At 41.1% G+C, this 22,688-nt stretch carries 23 protein-coding genes and 1 tRNA gene; 15 read left to right on the forward strand and 9 right to left on the reverse strand.

What is annotated here, in order from left to right; genetic code table 11:
• The gene (locus tag BM291_RS16055; RefSeq protein WP_092899263.1) at positions 1-1,194 is read right to left on the reverse strand and encodes an aspartate aminotransferase family protein; all 1,194 of its coding nucleotides are present in this window, start codon (positions 1,192-1,194) and stop codon (positions 1-3) included.
• Positions 1,195-1,197: 3 nt separating this feature from the next.
• Entirely contained in the window at positions 1,198-2,013 is an 816-nt protein-coding gene (argB, locus tag BM291_RS16060; protein WP_092899265.1) for an acetylglutamate kinase, read from the reverse strand.
• Positions 2,014-2,063: 50 nt separating this feature from the next.
• Between argB and BM291_RS16065 the strand changes: the two genes are divergently transcribed.
• Positions 2,064-2,345 (forward strand): hypothetical protein, encoded by a 282-nt coding sequence (locus BM291_RS16065; RefSeq protein ID WP_092899267.1) that lies wholly within the window; start codon positions 2,064-2,066, stop codon positions 2,343-2,345.
• Positions 2,346-2,421: 76 nt separating this feature from the next.
• Here the strand turns inward: BM291_RS16065 and BM291_RS16070 are convergent, their stop codons facing one another.
• The gene (locus tag BM291_RS16070; RefSeq protein ID WP_092899269.1) at positions 2,422-3,615 is read right to left on the reverse strand and encodes a polysaccharide pyruvyl transferase family protein; all 1,194 of its coding nucleotides are present in this window, start codon (positions 3,613-3,615) and stop codon (positions 2,422-2,424) included.
• Between the two features lie 217 nt (positions 3,616-3,832).
• Between BM291_RS16070 and BM291_RS16075 the strand changes: the two genes are divergently transcribed.
• The 10 genes from BM291_RS16075 (at position 3,833) to BM291_RS16120 (ending at position 15,063) form a co-directional block, all read left to right on the forward strand.
• A complete protein-coding gene (locus BM291_RS16075) occupies positions 3,833-5,380 on the forward strand; it encodes a lipopolysaccharide biosynthesis protein (protein ID WP_092899271.1) in 1,548 nt (515 codons plus the stop codon).
• Complete coding sequence (locus BM291_RS16080) at positions 5,367-6,311, forward strand: glycosyltransferase family 2 protein (RefSeq protein ID WP_092899273.1); 945 nt, start codon at positions 5,367-5,369, stop codon at positions 6,309-6,311. The genes BM291_RS16075 and BM291_RS16080 overlap by 14 nt, the downstream gene beginning before the upstream one ends.
• A gap of 5 nt (positions 6,312-6,316) precedes the next feature.
• The gene (locus BM291_RS16085; RefSeq protein ID WP_175499728.1) at positions 6,317-7,384 is read left to right on the forward strand and encodes a glycosyltransferase family 4 protein; all 1,068 of its coding nucleotides are present in this window, start codon (positions 6,317-6,319) and stop codon (positions 7,382-7,384) included.
• A gap of 184 nt (positions 7,385-7,568) precedes the next feature.
• Positions 7,569-8,780, forward strand: coding sequence for a glycosyltransferase family 4 protein (locus BM291_RS16090; RefSeq protein WP_092899277.1), 1,212 nt, complete (start codon positions 7,569-7,571; stop codon positions 8,778-8,780).
• Entirely contained in the window at positions 8,777-9,994 is a 1,218-nt protein-coding gene (locus BM291_RS16095) for an O-antigen ligase family protein (RefSeq protein WP_092899279.1), read from the forward strand. Before BM291_RS16090 ends, BM291_RS16095 begins: the two co-directional genes overlap by 4 nt.
• Positions 9,991-10,983 (forward strand): glycosyltransferase family 4 protein, encoded by a 993-nt coding sequence (locus tag BM291_RS16100; protein WP_092899281.1) that lies wholly within the window; start codon positions 9,991-9,993, stop codon positions 10,981-10,983. Before BM291_RS16095 ends, BM291_RS16100 begins: the two co-directional genes overlap by 4 nt.
• Before the next feature lie 7 nt (positions 10,984-10,990).
• Entirely contained in the window at positions 10,991-12,682 is a 1,692-nt protein-coding gene (locus BM291_RS16105; protein WP_092899283.1) for a right-handed parallel beta-helix repeat-containing protein, read from the forward strand.
• Between the two features lie 10 nt (positions 12,683-12,692).
• On the forward strand, positions 12,693-13,610 hold the full coding sequence (locus tag BM291_RS16110) for a glycosyltransferase family 2 protein (protein WP_092899285.1): 918 nt from the start codon (positions 12,693-12,695) through the stop codon (positions 13,608-13,610).
• Between the two features lie 170 nt (positions 13,611-13,780).
• Positions 13,781-14,500, forward strand: coding sequence for a sugar transferase (locus BM291_RS16115; RefSeq protein ID WP_092899287.1), 720 nt, complete (start codon positions 13,781-13,783; stop codon positions 14,498-14,500).
• A gap of 164 nt (positions 14,501-14,664) precedes the next feature.
• Positions 14,665-15,063, forward strand: a complete 399-nt coding sequence (locus BM291_RS16120; RefSeq protein WP_092899321.1) for a DoxX family protein — start codon at positions 14,665-14,667, stop codon at positions 15,061-15,063.
• A gap of 20 nt (positions 15,064-15,083) precedes the next feature.
• On the opposite strand, the gene BM291_RS16125 is transcribed toward BM291_RS16120, so the two are convergent.
• Together BM291_RS16125 and BM291_RS16130 are read right to left on the reverse strand one after the other, a co-directional pair.
• Positions 15,084-17,201, reverse strand: coding sequence for an outer membrane protein assembly factor BamB family protein (locus BM291_RS16125; protein WP_092899289.1), 2,118 nt, complete (start codon positions 17,199-17,201; stop codon positions 15,084-15,086).
• Between the two features lie 203 nt (positions 17,202-17,404).
• Entirely contained in the window at positions 17,405-17,695 is a 291-nt protein-coding gene (locus BM291_RS16130; RefSeq protein WP_092899291.1) for a hypothetical protein, read from the reverse strand.
• A 158-nt stretch (positions 17,696-17,853) separates the two neighbouring features.
• Between BM291_RS16130 and BM291_RS16135 the strand changes: the two genes are divergently transcribed.
• On the forward strand, positions 17,854-19,041 hold the full coding sequence (locus BM291_RS16135) for a 6-bladed beta-propeller (RefSeq protein ID WP_092899293.1): 1,188 nt from the start codon (positions 17,854-17,856) through the stop codon (positions 19,039-19,041).
• Between the two features lie 181 nt (positions 19,042-19,222).
• On the opposite strand, the gene rplS is transcribed toward BM291_RS16135, so the two are convergent.
• Genes rplS through BM291_RS16155 form a run of 4 tightly spaced genes read right to left on the reverse strand, consistent with a single transcriptional unit; the run spans position 19,223 to position 21,601 of the window.
• A complete protein-coding gene (rplS, locus tag BM291_RS16140; protein WP_091692379.1) occupies positions 19,223-19,588 on the reverse strand; it encodes a 50S ribosomal protein L19 in 366 nt (121 codons plus the stop codon).
• A gap of 49 nt (positions 19,589-19,637) precedes the next feature.
• Entirely contained in the window at positions 19,638-20,354 is a 717-nt protein-coding gene (gene trmD, locus BM291_RS16145) for a tRNA (guanosine(37)-N1)-methyltransferase TrmD (RefSeq protein ID WP_092899296.1), read from the reverse strand.
• A gap of 3 nt (positions 20,355-20,357) precedes the next feature.
• A complete protein-coding gene (gene rimM, locus BM291_RS16150; RefSeq protein WP_092899298.1) occupies positions 20,358-20,888 on the reverse strand; it encodes a ribosome maturation factor RimM in 531 nt (176 codons plus the stop codon).
• Between the two features lie 11 nt (positions 20,889-20,899).
• A complete protein-coding gene (locus BM291_RS16155) occupies positions 20,900-21,601 on the reverse strand; it encodes a 30S ribosomal protein S16 (protein ID WP_092899301.1) in 702 nt (233 codons plus the stop codon).
• A gap of 376 nt (positions 21,602-21,977) precedes the next feature.
• On the opposite strand from BM291_RS16155, the gene BM291_RS16160 reads away from it, so the two are divergent.
• The 3 genes from BM291_RS16160 to BM291_RS16170 form a co-directional block, all read left to right on the forward strand.
• Positions 21,978-22,049, forward strand: a tRNA-Arg gene (locus BM291_RS16160).
• A gap of 30 nt (positions 22,050-22,079) precedes the next feature.
• Positions 22,080-22,322 carry a GIY-YIG nuclease family protein gene (locus tag BM291_RS16165; protein WP_092899303.1) on the forward strand — a complete coding sequence of 81 codons (243 nt, stop codon included), beginning with the start codon at positions 22,080-22,082 and terminating at the stop codon, positions 22,320-22,322.
• 63 nt (positions 22,323-22,385) lie between these two features.
• The coding region (locus BM291_RS16170; protein ID WP_139229114.1) for a hypothetical protein at positions 22,386-22,688 on the forward strand (303 nt) is incomplete at its 3' end.

Here is a 22,688-nt window from a genome sequence, read left to right on the forward strand (position 1 = left end):
TTAGGCAGTTACGGTGGTTTCAGTTAAGATTTTATCGAGTTTTTCTAGGAAAATATTCAGCTCGTCTCTACTGATATTAAGTGCAGGAACTAAGCGTAAAATATTCACTGCAGTTGCATTTGCTACAATTCCTTCTTCAAGTAATCGCTTCACAAGTGGCGCTCCTGGAGATTTCATCTTCACGCCGAGCATCAAACCTAATCCTCTGACAGATTCCAGTTCATCATGCTTTTCTATCAACTCAGCCAATTTACCTCGTAGCCATTCGCTGGTTTCGGTTGCTCTTTTGCAAAGCTCCTCATCATTGATCACTCCGATGGTCGCTATCGCCGAAGCTGCTACTAGAGGATTTCCTCCGAAAGTCGTTCCGTGATCGCCAAATTCGATAGCGCTTGCTACTTTCTCGTTACAAAGAACTGCTCCGATTGGCGCTCCACCACCTAGGCCTTTGGCCAAAGTCATGATGTCTGGCTGCACTCCGAAATGATCCTTTGCGAACCATTTTCCTGTTCGGCCGATTCCACATTGGATTTCGTCAAAAATCAATAAAACACCTTTCTCGTCACATAATTTTCTTAATCCTTCCAGATACGCTTTTTCCGCAGGAACAACTCCTCCTTCTCCCTGAATTGGTTCAACTATTACAGCTGCAGTTTCGGAATCAATGGCGGCCGCCACAGCCGCAAGATCATTAAAAGGAACTTGAGCAAATCCTGTTGGGATAGGTCCAAATCCTTGCTGATATTTCTCCTGACCTGTAGCGATAGTCGCTAAAGTTCTTCCATGAAATGAATTCTGCATGGAGATGACTTTCCCGCCTTTACCATTTTTATGTCCATATCTTCTGGCAATTTTAATCGCTCCCTCCACAGATTCAGCACCACTATTGGTAAGAAATACCCGATCTAAGCCTGAGATCTTCACTAGCAATTCACTAAGCGCAACTTGCTGTGGACTCACGAAAAAGTTAGAAATGTGCATCAATTGAGCTGCTTGCTCCTGAATCGCTTTCACGACTTTCGGATGGCAATGCCCGACGTTGTTCACGGCTATACCTGCCAATAAATCAATGTATTCCTTCCCATCTGCATCCCAGAGCCTCGATCCTTTTCCTTTGATAAAAGCTAAAGGAAAGCGATTGAATGTGGGTAAGTAATTCTCTTTGTCTTTGGTATATAAATCTTGATTTGTCATAGTCTATTGTAGTGTCAAAGTAGTTCCAATTTTCTCATTGCCAATCACATACTTTGCGATCTGCTCCGGCTTGGTGCCATTTAGAATAATTGCTTTCTTCACGCCTTCTTTCAAAGCCAGCATGCAGGATTGAATTTTCGGGATCATTCCGCCTTGAATGGTCGTCCCCATATGTTCATTTACTGCAGTTTCATTTAGTTCGCGAATGATCGATGCAGGATCTGGATAGTTGAGGAAAAGTCCATCCACGTCCGTTAGGACAATAAGCTGATCAGCGTTCACCGCTGCTGCAAGTTTCCCCGCAAAAGTATCCGCGTTGATATTATAGGAAGTACCATCCACCCCATCTGCTACACATGCGACCACGGGCACATAGCCTGCTTCGCAAAGTAAATTGATCAGGCTATCGTCGATATGCGTGATCTCACCGACCAATCCCAAATCGATGATGCTGCCATCAGCTGATTTGTGCTGATACTTGATTGCTTGCACCATTCCTGCATCTTTACCAGAAAGGCCGATGGCTTTTAATTTGTTTTGATTGAGCGTGGAGATCAAGTCAGCATTGACTTCTCCGATCAGAGCTTTTTGGATTTCTGCGAAAGCAATGGCTTCCGTCACCCTGAGGCCATCCACGAATTGTGATTTGATGGCTGCTTTTTCTAGTGCTTTATTGATAAATGGCCCACCTCCGTGTACCATGATGACTTCAAATCCCGCTTCTTGAAGTTTAAAAATCTGTGCCGCAATTTCTTGCTGCAACTGGGGATTGATCATCGCATTCCCACCATATTTGATGAGAATTCTTGGCTTAGACATTTCTACTTTTTTTATATTAAATTGATTTTTTCCAAACCTAGCTCTCCCTTATGGAGGGGAAGAAATGGAAACAAATCAGAATTGAATTACAGCTTTTAAATGTTGATAACTTGATAAATACAGGTTTAACTTATTTAACCTTCTACTATTTAAACAACCATCGTACCGAAAGAGGATCTTTTGCAGATTGGCGCAATGTTGTTGGAATAGTGAAACATAAAACTCTTAAAAGACAAACGTTAATTAATTATTTGGTACTAAAGGGTGACAAGCTGGCAGATCAAGAAAGAGTATTACCAGTTGATAGAATTCTCAAATCACTTTTTTCATAGGATTTTTGTGATTCAAATCACAAAAATCACGGATAGTATTTAGTTTGAAAATAATCTAAAATCAGTACAAACGCTCTTAATTTGACTCCAACACCTTCACCATCTTATCAAATCCCTTTTTGATTTCAGTGAATTGCCGATCTCTGGAAGCTTCCAGATTTTCTTTAGTGGCATTAGTAGCAACTAAGAATTGCTCGTAAATCTCCGAAAACTCAATGGAGCGCTGATTGCCTTTCAATCCCCATGTTGCCAAGTAAGCGCCTAGCTTTTCTACCTTCAAGCCTACATGCGGTACAGCGTAACTCAAAGCTGTAATCGCTCCGTGCAAACTCGTCCCGACGTAGCATTTAGAATTTGCGATGAGATACATGATATCCCAGATATTATCCGCATCAAAATAGGTATATGGACTCTTCAAGAGTGATCCAATCTCCTGCAAAGCTTCATGATCGTCATGGTCCAAAGCCTTACCGATAGGACAAAGACAGATTTCAGTTTCACCTTTCTGGTAAATCTCATCCAGTCCGCTGGCAATTACTTGCTCGTGACCACGTGTAGTTTTCTTATTTATTTGGGCAAAAACATACTTCCCAGAGTGCTCGGCAACATATCCAGCAACCTCATGTGTCACCATTTTGTGAAGATAATTCAGCGGATAGAACTCTGACATCAAGATGGCTGAGTCTGGGCAAAGATCAGCAGTCAGACCGCTTTTCATCAAATTATCGACGGTCAGCTGATCACGAACAGCAAAGTAATCTGCGTTCCCAAGCTTCTCTTTCAAGAAATCATACTTCGCAAAAGTGGCCGGACTTAGGCCAGAACCACCCAAGGAATTCAAAGTCACAGACTGGACTCCAGCAAAGTCAGATTTATCAAATACAAAAGGAAGCGTCGTTTTACCCTTCAGGATTTTCTTAGTCCATCCATTTAGATCCAACACTTTGTTAACTCTAACATGTCTTTTATTGATTCTCTGGAAAAGTGGATTCAATGCTGCATAAAGCGAATTCCATGTAACGCCTAATGCCTCGCCACCTGCTATAATCACATGAACAGGATTTGTAGGATCGCCGCATTGCTTATAGAATTCTTTAAGCCCTTTAGTCGGTAATCCTCCTACACTCGAAAGATCACTTTCCACCAGACCAAAATATTCAAATTCGAAATCCTTCCCATATGAACTCAACTGACGCTCGATCACCAATGGGAAAAGTAAATCCCCGTAATTGTATCGGTCGAAAGCACCTATAATTAAGACTTTTGTCATGTGTTTAACTAGTATAATTAAGATCAATCGAACTTACCCGAATAACAAATTCTTTAAACGTTATTAGGCTGGAAGACCGTTGACCGAGGACCGAAGTGGCCGTGACCATTCATCCTTGCAAAAAAGATACTTGATTTTAAATCCAGAGAAATTAAGCTGAGGAACTATTTTTGGTAAGTAGGACGTAAATTCAGTACAAAATCATCAAAAGACAATTTTGAGCACCAAGCCCGTTGCCGTCCATCGTATTTTTTCAGGTTCAGTCTGGGGGATTTTAGCCAAAATTCTCGATGCTGCTGCCAAGTTCGTCACCATCCCATTATTGGTTGGGTATTATGGCAAAGCTGACTACGGATTGATCGCCTTGGCTTTCTCGCTAAATGCCTATTTGAGACTCATGGATCTAGGGATGAACGTGGGTTCTGTACGCTTTTTCTCCATGTGGGAAGCCAAAGCTGATTGGGAAAATATAGGGAAAGCATCTCGCTCCAGTATTATTTTCTACGGTACCATCGGACTGGTGAATGCACTTATTTTCATGTTTATGGCTAATTATGGCCAGCTTTTCTTTAATCTCAATCCAGACCAGATCCCGACTTATAGGGTCATGATGTACATACTGTCGGCAAGTACAGTGTTGAACTGGCTGTCGAATGTGATCATCCAGTTACTCAGTGCCAAAGACGAACTAGGCTATGTGAACCGAGTTACGGTCGTGAGTAGTATGCTCAATTTTATAGTGGCGATCACCGCCATACATTTCGAGTGGTCTCTGCCTCAATACTTTCTTTTCTACACGATTTCTACGCTTGTTCCGATTCCACTTAATATTCTACGTTTACGTGTTTTCCCAGTTCCTTTAGGGCAATTGCTTACACCAAAATGGGATGGAAAGATTTTCAGAGAAATCATCGGCTACAGTTCTGCGATATTTCTGATGGGTCTTTTCCAACTCACTGCAAATGAATTGCGACCGATTTTGCTGGCAAAATTTGCTTCGGGTATTGACGTATTGACAGATTATCGTGTGATTCAGACGATTGCGATGCTGATTATATCGTTCGGGACGATATTTCTTCAGGTGCTTTTGCCCTCAGCTTCTAAAGTCTACCAGGAAGGGAATCACTCCAAAATGGAGAAGATGGTTTTCACCGCAACTCGGTACATATCTATTTTCTTAAGTTTTATAGTTTTTCTGCTGGTGCTGAATTCGGAATCTATTCTATTACTCTATATGGGGAAAGATTACCTCCATTTGGCCGTATGGCTGAACATCTGGCTACTCACTGTGTTACTCAATATGCACAATACTCCAGTTGCTAGTTTGGTGCTTTCTTCAGGCAAAACCCGCTTCCTGATTTATTCCTCGGCGACGGCTTGTATACTTTCACTTCCTATCACGGTGATCCTCGCACCTACACTGAATGTAGGCGCGGCGGTAATTGGTTACTTAGCTTATATGTTGATTCAGATTGGTTTCTTTTATATTTATTATATCCCTAAAGTGCTGAAACTAGATAGCAAGAAGATTTTCTTCGGCGCTTTTTCACCTTCCGTTTTGGGTGCTGTGATTGCGTTTGCAGTTGCTTTTGGTCTAGGGAAATTGATAGAAATACCAGAAGGTTTCCTTGGAATCGTAATCAATTCGGTGATTTTTACTACGGTTTTTGCCGCATTCCACTTTCTGTTTATCATCAAAGCCGCGGATATTGACTTTCTGCGCACCAAACTTTTGAAAAGAAAACCAACTAATGAGCAAGAATAAATTTTCGATTTGTATTCCTGCCTACAAGAGCAAATACCTGCAAGAATGCATTGATAGCATCCTTTCACAGACGATTGAAGACTTTGAATTGATCATTTTGAATGATTTCTCTCCAGAGCCAATTGAAGAGATCGTCTTGAAAAATCAGGATCCTAGAATCCGATATTTCAAGAACGAAAAGAATGTAGGGGCTTATGATTTGGTGGACAACTGGAATAAATGTCTGGAACTCTCCACTGGGGAATATATCGTCATAATGGGTGATGATGACCGTTTAGCCCCAGATTATTTGGCTGAGTTTGAAAATTTGATTCTAAACTACCCAAGCCTAAATGTCTACCACTGCCGCAGCAAAATCATCGATGACGATGGAAATGACGTAATGCTCACACCTTCATTACCTGCTTTTGAATACGTCTATGACTCGATCTGGCATCGCCTGCGTCAACTGCGCTCAAATTATATTTCCGATTACGTCTATAATACTTCCGCGCTGAAAGCTCAAGGTGGTTTCTACAAACTCCCACTCGCATGGGGTTCGGATGACATCACGGCCTTTATAGCTTCTGCGAAAAAGGGTATTGCTCACTCGAACAAGCCCGTCTTCGAGTACAGAAGCAATCGCCTTTCTATCACTTCCACAGGAAATGATCTGCACAAAATGATGGCGGACGTTAGTTATTCTGATTGGTTGGGAGATTTCCTAAAAAACAATCCTCCACATCCTTCGGAAAAAGTGATTTTCGAACATCTTCTAAAAGAAAAGGATAAGTACATGCATGATAAGAAGCTGTATACAATGATGCTTTCCATGCGAAGTAGTCCATTTGAGAAAGCCAAAAACTGGATGAATACAAGAGATAAATTCGGTTTGTCGATCAAGGATATCGGAGTTGCTCTTGCAAAAAGCATGAATTCAAACCGCTCTTGATGTCGATGGATTCACCTACCAAAATCATCTTCAATCCCTGCGAAAACAAGGAAAATCAATACATCGCTATTCTGGTCAATGGACTGGAAAAGTACGGGTATGATGTAAGCAGATTGGATGATTTTCTTTCCTCAAAAAAGCATTACCAATCTATCAAGCTACTTCATCTGAACTGGTTTGAAAATTTGGACGAAAGCAGCTCCTCAAGTATGTGGAAAAGCTATTTCAGGAAATTGGTTGTGCTTGCGGCTATTAAGTTTGGGAAGAAAAAGCTGGTCTGGACTATGCACAACAGACTTTCCCATGAGAAAAAGTCTGGGAAACTGAGTCGTGCTTTAACCCAGAAAATCGTCTCACAAGCAGATGCTATTCTGATTCATTCTGAAGCTTCCAGAGATATTTTGCGCAGCCAATACCGGAACCTACGAGCTAAAATTGTCCACATTCCACATCCTGACTTTGTAGATGTGTATGGGGCTATGCTTCCTGAAGGTTCAGAGGAAAGGAAATCTCAACTCAAGCTTCTTTTTCTAGGTGCGATCAAGCCTTATAAAAACATAGAATTGCTGATCGAAGTAGCGAGGAAATTTCCTGAGTCAGTTCACTTGACTATAGCAGGCAATCCAAATTCTGAAGCTTACCGAGATGAGTTGCAGAAATTGGCGCAGAATATTCCCAATATTTCGCTGGAATTGAAATTCATCCCTGATGCGGAATTGCCAAGCTATATTCATCAATCAGATTTACTCATTCTTCCTTATTCGCTGGAAAGCAGTCTAAATTCAGGAACAGTTATTCTGGGATTTTCCTATGGGAGATCAGTCATCTGCCCACGAATTGGCACTATTGATGACTTAGATGGAGGCGAAGATGTATTTGACTATACCTATGAAAGCGATTCTGAACATCTAGCAGCACTGGAAAAACAGATTCAAAAAGCCATAACACTTCATCAAAACAACCCACATGCTCTGATCGAAAAAGGTTACAGAATGCGGGAATTGACATTAAAGAAAAACAACAAACAAGACGTAACCGATAGATTAAGTGAGCTATATGAAAGCTTACTATGAGAATTCATTCGCAGGCAGTACTATTTCGGGTGGTTTTGTATTTAGAAAATCCCCCTTGCCCCCTTTTTAAAGGGGGAATTGCCAAACTTGAACCTCTACTGTCGACCCAATCGATCAAACTACACTAAAATAGAAAAACATACGCTAGTTAAACTGACATCCCTTTTTCAGCTAAAACCTATACATGAAAATCCTATACATCAACTCTCTTTATAGCCCACTGATCGAAGGTGGCGCAGAGATTTCCCTGAAACTGATCGTAGAAGGAATGAAATCTTTGGGTCATGAAGTCGTGGTGTTGAGTTTGATGCCTGAGAAAGGGATGAAAAAAGAGTTGGTGGATGGAGTTACTGTCTATAGAGCAGGATTGCAAAATGGGTACTGGCCTTATTCCAAAGCCAAGAAAAATAAGCTTTCTAGATTGGCCTGGCACTATAAAGACCAGTCAAATAATGCCATGGCTCAAGTCGTGGAAGAAATCTTGCTCACTGAAAAGCCAGACATTGTCTCTTGCCACAACCTTGCTGGTTGGTCAGCTGCTGTGTGGAATCCTATACATCAGGCGGGAATTCCTATAGTGCAGGTGCTGCATGATTTGTATTTGCTTTGCCCAAATAGCAACATGTTTAAGAATGAGCAAACTTGCCAAACTCAGTGTTTGAGTTGTAAGCTTTTGCGAAGCAATCATGCAGATAAGTCATCTCAAGTAAGCGCTGTGGTAGGCATCAGCAATAGCATTTTGCAGCGATTTATTGAGTTTGGATACTTTGCAAGCGCTTCTAAAAATATCATTTACAACACTAGAACTATTTCAAACCCTGCACCCAAATCCGCTAGAAGAGCTGGACAATCAATGCGCTTTGGCTATCTGGGCACACTTTCAAAAGTCAAAGGATTGGAATGGCTGATCGAGCAATTCAAAAAACTGGATTTCGAGGCTAGTTTAAGTATAGCAGGAAAAGGAGATAAAGTATACGAAAATCAATTGAAGGAACTGGCTGAAGGCTCCAACATTGAATTTGTAGGATATGTGAATTCCACAGAATTTCTAGCTGAAATGGATGTGTTGATCGTCCCATCGCTTTGGGAAGAACCACTGGGAATGGTGGCGATCGAAGCATTGGCAAACCATGTTCCGGTGATCGCAAATAAAAGAGGCGGACTTCAGGAAACGGTAAAAGATGAAATCAACGGTCTGTATTGCTACGATAGTGAGCCGGATTCTTTGAGTGCTGCAATGCGCCAACTCTACGAGAATCCTGAGCAGTACAATCAATTTAGCCAAGCAGCGAGAGAATCCGTGGCTTCTATTTTGGATGCTGATCGAATGATCGGAGAATATGAAGCAGTTTTGAAAGAGGCTCTAACCAAGCCCAAACCTGAAATTTCGAAATGAGCGCTCCTCCAATCACACTCACCAACCAAGCGGCTGCTCTCGAAGGAAACGAATGGAAAGCCATATCAATTGCAGAATCACTGTTTTTGATTTCGCTCATTTCCATGTTCCTACCAGTGAAGGTTTATCCGGTGATTTTTGTGATCAGTTCGTACTTTTTCTACAGAGAAACTCCGAAGCTGAACTTCTGCAAATGGTCAATAGCTCTAGCAGTTTTCAGCACGTACGCGGTGCTGAGTTACTTGATCAATTATCCTGGAGAACCGCTCGCTTTGACCAATATCATTAAACTAGTCATCAATTTCCTCTTTCTATTTTTCGCAATCAATTGGCTTGGTTGCAGGGATAATGAATCACTGATTAGCATGCTTGATTCGGTACTTTTAGCCGTTCTGGCACTGTCATTAGTTCAGCTTCTGATTTATCATCAAGCATATGATTTCAAGCTGATCACTGGAAGTGACTCCTCTGGCCAGGCAAGTTCGCTTTACCGAAACTCACTTTATTACTGGGGTTTGGACGATAAAAATATGTTTGGCGCACGCATAGCTCTGATCGGTTTTTCGTTCATCTGCATTCCAATAGTCTTGAAAAATAGGCTGTCGATCTGGAGAATTCTCTTCGTATTTTTGATCGGATTTCTCAGCTTATCCCGAACTCCAATCGTCGCATTACTACTTGGCGTCTTTTTCTTAATCTGGATTTCTGTGGAGAAAAAATGGAAAATCGGGCTGCTTGTTTTGGTAGCCTTAGCACTTCCACTTATCCTCCAAAAAGTAATTCGGGTAGATTCTCTGACTTCGTCCAATGATGGAATGGGAATTAGATTGGTTTATTGGAAAGCATTTTTCCAGCATTTCAACGCTATTTCTCCCTTGGGAAATGGCTTTCTCAGCGCTCCTGAATTTCTAGGAAGTTATGCCGATTTCTACCGTGGAGAGCCCCATATTCATAACACCTTTCTCTCCACTTACCTTGAATTAGGTATTGTAGGCTTCTTCTCATTCTTGGCATTTCTGGTTTGGTTTATCCAAGATTGTTGGCAAAAAACAGTCAATTCAAAACTTTGGATAGCACTTCTTATCCCGATCCTCTCCATCATGATGATCCTGTATTCTGGCTATGACAACGACGTAGTCATTTATTTATGTCTGATTTATCTCATCGGTTCACTACGAGAAATCAGCTTTCAAAACATAAAACTCAGTCTATGAAATCTCGAAAAAATGTATTGATCGATAGTCGCTGGGCTGGAAATACTGGAATAGGAAGATTGTATCAGGAGGTAATGAATTATGCTCCATTCGATGCTACATGTGAATACGTGGAAAGCAAAATGGGCTTGGGGAATTTGCTGACGCCTTTAATGCTGGGTGAGGAAATAAAGAAGTCAAATGCGGATGTATTCTACAGCCCGTCATTTATGCCACCTGCATTTTCGAAGACTCCTTTCATATTTACCGTGCACGATCTCATGCACTTATTTTACTATTCGAAGCTCCATAAGATTTATTATGAGCAGGTGATTGCGAGGCTGGCGCCAAAAGCGAAGAAGATCATCACAGTCTCTCATTTCAGCAAAAAACAACTGGTGGATTTATTGGGTATACCAGAAGAGCTAATTAAGGTGATTTATAATGGAGTAGATGGTCATTTCTTGGAAAACGAAGAAGAATATGAGAGCATTCGTCCCTATTTTCTCTATGTAGGAAATAGAAGAAAAAACAAGAATGTACCGGCTATGCTCACTGCCTTTGCTAAAGCGAGAATCCCAAATGACTTTATGTTTTACCTCTCTGGCAATGCTGATGCGGAGCTTGAGGCACTGATTGGAAGTCTTGGCATACAGAAAAGGGTTCGGTTTTTGGGTTTTATAGAGGAAGCGGATTTACCCAAACTATACAAGGGCGCACATGCTACCTTATTCGCCTCACTGATGGAAGGATTTGGGTTACCGGTCATTGAATCTATGGCCTCAGGCACTCCAGTTTTGACTTCGAATACAAGTTCACTTCCTGAAATCGCTGGAGGAGCAGCACTTTGTGTAGATCCGACTGAAATTTCTGCCATTCAAGCGGGCATAGAAAAACTTGTAGATGACGAAGATTTCTATGTGGAATGTACCATAAAAGGTCTTGAGCGCGCAAGGGAGTTTAGCTGGAAAAAGACGGCTGCAGAAACATGGGAAACCATTCTTTCTTGAAACAACCATGAAAAATTACTTTCACTCATTCATTTTCTTTACGCTGCTTTTTGCACTTCCCCTAGTTGGCATATGCCAATCTGGCAAGAGAATCAATGTGCTTGAACATGGGGTATTGGCTACTTCTGAGAATGATCAAACAGAAGCCATTCAACAGGTGATTGACCAAGCTAAGGAAGGTGATACCGTATTTTTCCCCGAAGGAAAATACCTAGTTCGCACAATCCTTTTGAAGTCTGGAGTAAACCTTCTTTCAGAGGGAATAATCAAGCATCATACCTCTGCAAAAACCGGAGAATATTCCATCGAAAAGCAAAACTCACCCAACCCCTTGATATTTGGCCAAGAGGTCTTAAATGTGAGTATTTCGCTGAAAGGGGATTCAAGTAATGAGGGTATTTACCTTTTGAAGAGTCAACAAATACGTATTTATAATACGGAACTAACCGGTGATTCTACGAAACTGAGAGCCTATCCTGGCATCATGACTTTTCAGTGCAGTGGAGTTGAAATTTCGAATACGAGAATTCATCATTTCGGAATGCCGCGGACAGAAACTGACAAGTATCAACCTGGAACGGGTATTCGGATCATGTCCAGCAACACTATTTCCATTCATGATTCTGAGATTTATAAGAATGGTGAAAATGGGGTTTTTATCCATGGAAGCAGGAAGGTAGAGGTCATCAATAATGTGATTCGACACAATGGAATGTCGGCGATTCAGGTTGCCTTTGGAGATACTGGAAAGGAAAGTGACTACAATTTCTCCTACAATATTCTCGAGGAAAATGCTTCAGATGCAATAGACATAAACAATAGATCAAAAGAAAAAGCAAAAAATATCGAGTGCATAATCACGGAAAATATCACCTGCGGAAATGGTTTTGTAAAGGGTGAATCCACACCTGACGGTTCGGGAATTGCGACATTGATCAACGTGTCCAATGTCATTCTCTATAAAAATGAAGCTTATAGAAATAATCGCCCAGCTATTTATGTAGAAAGCTGTGGAGTGATTTTGGCAAAAGAAAACTGGGCAGATAATCAGGTGGAGATCACACTCGATTTGGAAGAATTACTTCTGGACAAAAACAGATTCAGCAGCATCAATTTGATCGCAAACACTAAGGCTCAGAAAATCCATCTTCGAAATAATACGCTAGGCTCACTTTCCTTGCCAAATGGAATTCAAGTGAATGAATTTGACGTGGAAAACAACCGCTTCTCGAATGCAACCTTCAACTTCAACATGGAAGGAACCATGCATCTAACAGGAAATAAAATGGAGAACCATTCCGAAAACCCGGCAATTTTGATTGTGAAAGCAGATAATGCATTATTGGAAAATAATGAGATTTTAAGCCGAAACTCATCTGCGATAGTCATTAAAAACACGGCTAAAAATATCCAAATCATCGGAAATGAGATAGAATCATTCAACACAGCTATTTTTGATGACAGCTCAAGAGACCTAGTAGTAAAGAATAACAGGATCAAATCAATCGCTGGTGGAGAAGAAAATCAGGCATTCCGAAGTCATTTTCCAAATAACCTGACGTTGACTGGAAATGAATATCACGGTATTCAAAACACTATAACAGTCCTCCTAGTAGGAAAAGGAAAAGCGACAATTGGCAAGGAAAAACTCATTTCAGGAACAGCCAATTATGGGGAAGTAGAAATCACAGACTATTAATTTTTAAGCTATGCAAGTCAACCTTTTTATCCCTACGCTGAATGCAGGAAAAATCTGGAAGGAAGTTTTGGATGGCGTTGCTATGCAAAATTACCCTATCTCTCGATTGATCGTAATTGACTCGGGCTCGACGGATGGTACTTTGGATTTGCTCAATGAAGAAACATGCGATCTGATCCAGATCGACAAGAAGGATTTTGACCATGGCGGAACGAGGCAGATGGCTGTGGAGACATTTCCAGATGCTGATATATTTATTTTTCTTACCCAAGATGCAATCCTTGCTGAGCCTGATGCGATAGCAGTGATGGTTAAAGCTTTGGAAGAAAACCCTGGCCTTGGAATGGCTTATGGTCGTCAGCTTCCCCATAAAAATGCGAAGCTATTAGAAACCCATGCAAGACTGTTTAATTATCCAGCAGAGTCAAAGGTAAAGGGCATGGAAGACGCTGATCGATACGGAATTAGAACAATTTCCTGCTCCAACTCTTTCGCAGGCTATAGAAAAACAGCATTTTTCAGGGTCAACGGCTTTCCAACTGGCTCTATATTAGGAGAAGATGTACTAATTGCTGGCAAAATGTTATTGGATGGATGGAAGTTGGCATACCTTTCGCATTCTAAAATATACCATTCACATAATTATTCAGCCACTGAAGAATTCAAGCGATATTTTGACATCGGAGTGTTCCACGTCAATAATCAATGGATCTTCGAAAAATTTGGCAGAGCAGAAAGTGAAGGATTCAAATATCTTAAATCTGAACTCACCTATACACTAAAGAACAACCCATTTTTACTTCCAAAGTCGATGATCGCAACTTTGAGTAAATGGCTTGGCTATAAATTGGGACTTCATTATCAATCACTCCCAGCTGGACTTCGTAAGTCATTTTCTATGACAAAAGCATACTGGAGTCGATTCTGATCAATTAACCCATTAGGTAATTACCCTCTCAATGTGTGGATAGCTTCCACATAATTAATGTTAACAACTTATTAGGAACCGCCCTATCTAACCAAATAGGCGTGTTTTTGCTTGGCATCCGTATTGGATATAACCTAGCACCACAATGTTTGACTTAAAATACTAAACCAATGATACGTAATTCATCCCATCAACAAGAGATTGTTTTTAAAGGCTACCAGTCGGGTCGTATTATTCCTGACCTGTTTTCACTAACCAATATTTCACGAAGCTCTGTTTCACAGACTGTGAATGAAGGTATAGAGATCACAACCAGATTCGTTAAAAGATCATTTGATATACTATTCTCATCCTTTGCGATCCTTTCTGGTTTACCAGTGTTTCTGACTTTAATGTTGATCACAAAGCTCACATCTAAAGGACCAATATTTTACAAGCAAGAAAGAATTGGTAGAAACGGACAGCCGTTCTACATACTGAAATATAGAAGTATGATCGTAGATTCTGAGGTGAACGGCCCACAATTGACGAAGGATAATGATCCTAGGGTAACTAAATGGGGTAATTTCATGAGAAAAACTCACCTAGACGAGATTCCACAGTTTTTCAATGTGCTTATGGGTGACATGTCAGTAGTAGGTCCTAGACCAGAACGAGCTCATTTTATCCAACAGATTGTAGCTAGACAACCACAGTATGTTCAGTTGCTAGCACTACGTCCAGGAATTACTTCTATTGGACAGGTTGATTATGGCTATGCAGAGACGGTTGAGGAAATGTGTCAGAGAGTAATTTTGGATTTGAAATACTTAACTCAGGTTAATCTATTAACTGATCTGAATATTATAGCTCAAACTGTACTAACTATGATTTACAAAAAAGGAAAATAAGTCATCCCTTGACTTGAAAATATCATTGATAGGAAACGTCAGGCATTTAGTCTGACGTTTTTTTTGTTATAAAACTATTTTGCAGGTCATGTAAAAATGAAGCATCTTATGGAAAGAGGATTATATTTTAGAATTATATGTATCCTAGAAGAAACCGAAAAACCATGAAAAAGGCATTGTTAGAAGATCTTGCTTTACTGATTTTAAGAGCAGGCTCAGGTGCGATGATATTAACCCACGGCTACCCGAAACTAATGAGACTGATTGGTGATGAGCCAATTAAGTTCATGGATTTATTAGGAATAGGATCTACAGCCTCATTAGCTCTTGCCACTTTCGCAGAGTTCTTCTGTGGCACCCTGCTTATCCTTGGCTTCAAAACTAGACTAGCAACCATCCCCTTGATGATAACTATGCTGACAGCTGCTTTTGTAGCTCATGGGGCAGATCCATTTGGGCGGAAAGAGCTTCCATTGCTTTATTTCATTGTCTTCTTATTTATTATGATTTTCGGAGCAGGCAAATTCTCTTTGGATGCATTAGGGAAAAAGAGCCTACTTTAGCCAGCATCTCCTAAAAGTAATCAATCAGGAAGCGCAAAAGCCACATACGCATCTCCGCTTTTTGTTCCTTTGCCACCACCACAGGCAATCACAAGAAATTGCTTACCACCTATTTCATAGACAGCTGGAGTGGCATGACCCGAAGCTGGAAGTTTGGCTTCCCAGAGAATCACGCCAGTTTCCTTGTCGAAAGCACGGATCTTCGAATCCTTAGTTGCTGCAATAAATAAAACTCCACCAGCTGTTACGACTGGGCCACCGTAGTTTTCTGTTCCTGTTGGTGCAAAACCCTGCGCACTGAGCGAATCGATCTCTCCCAAGGTCACTTGCCACTTTTTCTTTCCCGTGTTCATATCAATGGCGGTAAGCAGTCCCCAAGGCGGATTAGATCCATACAAACCTTCTTTGGTCACCAATTTCTTATACCCATCCATGTAGTAGCGTGGGAAAAGCTGTGAAGCAGTTCCTTCCATCTCTTGCTTATCTCCTACAGCAGGTGCTTTGTCTAGCAAATAGTCCAAAATGACTTTTCGGTTTTCATTTGAAATATGATCAAAAGCAGGCATGGCACCTCTTCCTTTGCGAAGCAAAAGATCCAGTGAATCATAGGTGAACTTCTCTTTTATATCCAATAAACTCGGAATTGTAGGCTGATTACCTTTTCGATCCAAGCCATGACAATTGCCACAGTAATTCGTGTAAGCTGACTTGCCTACATTTTCAAAATCAGCATTTGGAGTCATCCCTATTATCCAAGGGATTTGGTTGGCATTCACATAGAACGTCTGGGTTTCCGGGTCAAAAGAAGCTCCGCCCCATTCTCCTCCGCCGTCCATTCCAGGGAAAAGAACGATAGGTTTTTCGGGATGAGGGGGCGCCCAAGTATCTCCATAGATCGCTCCTTTGAGTTGATTTCGGATATCAGCCTCCCATTCTGGACGTAGATTCAGAATGCTATTTTCATCAAAAACCATATTCATAAATGGTTCTGGGAAAGTTGGAATTGGCTGCGTAGCTGAAGAGTATTCTCCTGGCATCAGAGATTGAGTTACCGGGGTTTCTACAATCGGCCAAACAGGCTCGCCAGTCTCCCGATCAAAAACATAAGTCATTCCTTGCTTGGAAATCTGAGCGACTGCATCGATCCATTTTCCATCTTTTTGGATTCGAATCAGATTTGGATTTGCAGGAAAATCCCGATCCCACACATCATGATGCACCGCTTGAAAATGCCAGATTCGCTTCCCTGTTTTGGCGTCCAACGCGATCAACGAATTCGCATAGAGATTGTCTCCTTTGCGATAGCCACCCCAAAAATCATAAGTAGCTGATCCTGTAGGCACAAAGACAATTCCTCGCTGCTGATCGACAGTCATCCCAGCCCAATTATTTGCTCCACCGATCTGTTTGATATTCTCGGCATCCCAGGTTTCATAGCCAGGTTCTCCTTCCTGAGGAATCGTGTGAAAAATCCATTCTCGCTTTCCTGTTCTAATATTATAAGCACGTATATGCCCAGGTGCCGCATCCAGACCTTCGGAAAGGCGCATCCCAATAATCAGCAAATCTCCATAAACCACTCCAGGAGCATTGGCCACAATCAAAAAATCCTCACGTTCCGAATCCAAGCCTTTTCTCAAGTCAACTTTTCCCTTATCTCCAAAACTAGGGATTGGCTTACCAGTCCTAGCATCTATAGCCATCAGCCAATTACCCGCTCCAAAAAGAATGCGCTTATCATCACCACTCTCCCAATAGCTTACTCCTCGATTTGTCCCTGCCCAGGAATTTTCGCCTCCGAGTACCTGAAATGGATCAAAGCGCCAGACTTCCTCCCCAGTCTCAGCATTCAGCGCAAACACATTCAATTTTGGAGTGGATGCGTAAAGCAAGCCATTCACAACGATTGGTTGACATTGAATCTGCGAACTGGCTGTAGCGTCGCCAGTATTATATGTCCAAGCTACTTCGAGTTGGGAAACATTTTCTGTGGTGATTTGGATCAAAGAAGAATACCGCGAACCGTCTTCTGGGCCTCCATAGTGGGACCAATCGGTATAATCAATTTCTGTAGTTTTTGATTGGCAGGCTGAAAAAAGTAAAACGGAGCCGAGTGCTACTTTGATAAGGGCTTTCATAAAATAGGCTGAGATGGATTTGAAAGCAAAATATCGGGAATTAACTGCTAAGATCACAGGCAGATATATCAAAGATCGAAGTCCAAATTGGGTGGTTCCCCGTTTGTTCAAAAGGGGTTAAGGGGCTTTTCAATTGATAGGCATAATCCTCAGCCGTTAAAATTAACTATTAGAGGAAACAACAAATCACATTAGACCAATTGTTACTCTTGCCCCTCCTTTTGAATTCTTTTACCTAACCAACCCAACACGAAAAAGCTTAACAAGAAGCCGATTGCAGGAATGGATAAAATGAGCATTTGCCAAAAGAATGGGCTTTGAAATTCGCCGAAAGCAGATTGAATCTCCCTATCCCATTCTTGAAAAATCCCAAGTGAAGCGAGGTACGCTATATAGATAAATATTGCCACCATGACTACTGAGAAAATCATTCCCAGACGTATGAATACCTTGGCAATTTGAAAGCTTGGATCGAATGAAATAGAATTGCTCATAAGTGAAAAGTTTTAATAAAAATGGTACTCAAATTCTTGTTAACCAATTATTTAACGTTAAATACTTTCAAAAGTATAATCACATTTGCCTTTTCATCTGTTATAATTCAATTAAAATTAATTTTTGACAAGTTAGTTATCTTACATAAGTTTAGTAGATGAGAAGTATTTCACTGATAAATTGCTCCATTCTAATTTTGGTTGGTTTCTTCGGTTGTGGAGAGAAAAAACCTGAAACTGGTCTAAGCGAAGAGATTGTTGAAATTGATCTATCAGAGGCGAGAGAAGCTAAGCTTTCCGAATTTTTTCAAACTGTGAGCTATACTTTATTGGACTACACGGACGAGTTACCTATTGTGAATGGGTATAAAATGGTGGTTACCAAGGATGAAATCTTTGTGGAAAGCCGGGAAACTGCCAAGGTATTCGTCCTTGATAAGTCTGGTCAATTGAAAAATGTGATCGGACAACTTGGTGATGGGCCTGGAGAAATCCGCTTAATAGATGGTCTTTTTGTGAATGGTGACACGGTTCGAATCGACTCTGAATATGGTAATAAGTATGTTTTATTTTCGAAAGACGGGAAATTTATCAAGGAAGATAAACTCTCTTATAGAGCTTCGGCAATTTATGAGACGGATTTTAGTTTGTATTATTTCCAGCATGGGGAAGGTCCATATCAATGGACTTATATCAGAGAAGATAAAAGTGGTGACAAGCCTGGAAAAACAGAAAAAGGCTATTTGCCATTGGGGAAAGGATTTGAAGAATTCAATTCTTTTGCAGGTCCAATTGGATTTCTGAAAGACCCACAGACAGGGCAGATTTTCTATACAGAGCCAAATGATTATGTGGTGCAGAATTTTGATTCGGATGGTTATTTCAAGAGGACAATTCGCTTTGACTTTGGCAAGTATAACTGGCCTATGCAAATGAGATTGGAATTAGCAGGTAAAGGGCGAGAGCGAAATGATTATCTAAAAGAAAATCCTGTTGTGTCTGGGTTGTATGACTTTTTCCCTTTTCAGGATCTTTTCTTTATTTCAGCAGGTACTTATGGGAAGACTTACTGGATCTTTGCGGATAAAAAATTCACTTCTATTGATATAATCCAGGATTGGGAAAATGATCTGGATGGAATGAAACTGCGACAGCTCTCTTGGACAAAATCTGAAGACGAGATCATCTACAGCCTCGACTCAAAGGCTTTCTTTAATGATTACAAGGAAGCATTTAATGGGATGTCTGTGGAATCACAACCAGGAGATATTCATGAATTCTTTGAGAAAAATAGGCAAAAGCTTCAAGAGGAAAAAATTGTGCTGGTGTCTTATAAATTGAAATAAGTAGAGAATTGAAATCTATTGTCTTTTCAAATGAAAGTCCAGCTTCAGGAAAAGCAGGACAACAGGAGACATCATTGTCAGAGTTGGTAAAATTCTACCTTTCATTTGTTATCTCTTTGACCTAATGCAAAAAAAAGGAACTCATTGCTGAGTTCCTTTTTGATTTCAATCGTGTGAAATCTTACTTTCTCACTCTGATTTTTTCCTTGATACGTGCAGCTTTACCCTGACGTCCTCTTAGGTAGAATAGACGAGCTCTTCTTACTTTACCTTGTCTCAATAGATCGATTTGCTCGATTGCAGGAGAGATGATAGGGAAGATTCTTTCTACACCGATACCATTAGATATTTTTCTTACAGTGAAAGTCTCACCATTAGAGTTAGGGTTTCTACGCTGGATCACAGTTCCTTGGAACTGCTGGATACGCTCCTTGCTACCTTCTTTGATACGTACGTGTACGTTGATGGTATCGCCAGCTTTGAATGAAGGGAATTTAGCTCTAACCTCGCTGTATTCCGCCTCTACTATTTTCATTAAATCGCTCATAGCTTTATGTTTTTTTGCTTTCGCTGTTTGCCAACGCGTGGCTTATTAATTATTTCTTATACGATTCTGCATCGCTTATCCCAGTTCCGTTGTCGCTGAGCAAGTCAGGTCTTCTCTCTTGGGTTCGGCGAACCGATGCTTCAAATCTCCATTCGTTTATCTTGGCTTCATGTCCTGATAGCAATACTTCCGGCACTTTCATCCCATCATAATCGGCGGGGCGAGTGTACACTGGTGGTGCTAGTAGTCCATCCTGGAAAGAGTCTGTCAAAGCTGAGGTCTCATCATTCAATACTCCCGGTATCAGGCGAATCAATGCGTCAGCCACTACAGCTGCTGCCAATTCTCCACCGGAAAGCACATAATCACCAATGCTTATTTCTTTGGTGATGAATCGCTCTCTTACTCGCTCGTCCACACCTTTGTAATGACCACAAAGGATCAGCAGGTTTTGACTGAGCGAAAGCGCATTTGCCATGGGTTGGTCGAATCTAGTTCCATCAGGTGTCATGTAGATGATTTCATCATACGTGCGTTCCTTCTGAAGTGCTTCTATACATCGAGCGATAGGCTCAATGGACATTACCATCCCGGCTCCCCCTCCAAAAGCGTAGTCATCGACCTGCTTCTGCTTGCTAGTTGAATAATCCCGTAGATTAATCACGCGAATACTGGCTAGTCCTTTGTCCTCCGCTCTTTTCAGAATGGAGTGTGCAAATGGGCCTTCCAATAATCCCGGTACTACAGTGATAATATCAATGTGCATGGGTTAGTCTTCCAGATAAATTTCAAGTAAACCTTCGGGTAATTGGCAGTAAACTTTTTTAGCTGCCTTGTCCACCTTCTGGATAATTCCGTCCTGAATTGGTATCAGTACTTCTTTTTCCTTGTGTGTTACTCCGAGGAGATTCTGTGTCTCCAGATCATAAACGATCTGAATAGGTCCGATCAGGCCCTTAGTCTCATCAAAGACTTCGAATCCGATCAACTCATGGAAGAAATACTGATCATCTTTCAGTTCAGGCAGTGCTGTCAAAGGAAGATAAACTCCCAATCCAACCAAATCTTCTACCTGATCCAACGAGTTCAAATCCTCAAACTTCGCCAATGCTTTATTTCCAGGTTGGAGTACAAAGTGCTCCAGGAAAAACGGCACCAGCCGGGATCTTTGCTCTAAGAATATATGCTCAAGCGTCTCATAATCCTCAGGATAATCGACATCAAGCATTATCATTACTTCTCCACGAAGTCCATGAACTTTAGACACGTAGCCTAATTGAAAGCTTTGGTCTTTATTCATGGGGATTTATATTAAGCTTTTGCTTCGTCTTCGCCAGCTTCAGGAGCTTTCTCTTCAGCAGCAGGAGCTTTAGCTTCTGGAGCTTCTTCAACTGCAGGAGCCTCAGCAGCAGGAGTTTCTTCAACTACAGGAGTTTCAGCAACAACTTCTTCTACAGGTGCTTCAGCAACTGGAGCTTCTTCTTCAGCAACAACTTCCTCTACTACAGGAGCAGGATTGTTAGCAGCTTCAGCAGCAGCTAGAAGAGCTTTTTGCTCATCTTCTCTTGCTTTGATAACGTCAAGTCTAGCTTGGTTCTTAGCAGTTTCAGCATCAAATGCTTTCTTACGTACATCCGCTTTAGCAGCAGTGATACCTTCAGCTTTACCAGCGATCTTAGTGTCTTTTTCAGTTGACCACGCTTCGAATTTAGCATCAGCTACTTCTTGTGTGATTGCACCTTTCAATACACCTATTTGAAGGTGTTTTTTCAGCATAACACCTCTGTAAGAAAGCATAGCTTTCACAGTGTCTGTTGGCTGAGCCCCGTTCAACAACCATTTAAGAGCGCGCTCATTGTTGATGTTGATAGAAGCAGGATTCGTGTTTGGATTGTAAGATCCGATCTTTTCGATGAAGCGTCCATCACGTGGAGCTCTTGCATCAGCTACAACCACGTCGTAGATAGCCATTTTTCTTCTACCTCTTCGTGCTAATCTGATTTTTACTGACATAAATTTTGTATGTATTTAGTGAGTGGATGGAACCCGTCCATCCTAATTTTGGAGTGCAAAGATAGTGTAAATCCTTGTAAAGCCATAAGTTGACTAAAGAATATTTGCCTAAAAGGAGTGTTTTGGGTTATCTTGTCCGATAAATCTATATTATAGCCAGTTGCGCAGCAAATGACATGGTTCAATTTATATTTGCCTTCTGCAACATAACGAATATGAGTTTTCCAATCTGGCCCCCTAGTTCAATGCCCGCCCGGCCGAAGCTATTCGGACGGACCCGCCCGGCTGACGCTAGTCGGACAGGGATAGAACAAGCGTTTCTTAAACACTAGATGTAGATAGACCTTCAAATGGAAGGTTGTATATTAATGAATATGGCCCCGTAGTTCAATGGATAGAACAAGCGTTTCCTAAACGCTAGATCTAAGTTCGATTCTTAGCGGGGCTACTATAATTTTTCAACTTTAACGTTCATTATATGTTCTACGCATATGTGCTAAAAAGTGAGAAACACGGTTATTTTTATAAAGGACATTGTCAACACCTAGAGAAAAGATTAGCTCAGCATAACTCTGGGATGACTATATCAATTAGACCCTATATCCCATTTAAGATTGTGTATTTTGAAGAATTTGAAAGTGAATCGGAGGCATTACAGAGAGAGAAATATTTTAAAACCTCGAGCGGGAGAAAGTTTTTAAAAAAGATGATGGCTCCATAGTTCAATGCCCGCCCGGCTGAAGCCATGACTTGTCCTAGAATAGGTTTACACAAAACGTAAACTATGAAAAGACAGCAAAAGAAGATAAGAACAGGTGGTTCTTTGAGTTGGGAAGAACGGGAAGCCATGATCAAAGAATTTTTGACTGGTAAGTATCTTAAAAATGAGTTGTGGGAAAAATATACTGGTCAAGATAAGGAGCATGGTCAGCTTTTGGACTGGATGAGAAAACTTGGCTATATTTCCGATGACAGGGAACTAGGTCCTGTTAAATCTTTTTATCCAACTTCTTTACCATTGAGCCATTCAAAGAACATAGATGATCCCATTGCACTTCAGCGCCGTATTAAGGAATTGGAAAAACAG

The sequence above is a fragment of the Algoriphagus aquimarinus genome (assembly GCF_900112005.1).
In the GTDB taxonomy this organism is placed as follows: Bacteria; Bacteroidota; Bacteroidia; order Cytophagales; family Cyclobacteriaceae; genus Algoriphagus; species Algoriphagus aquimarinus.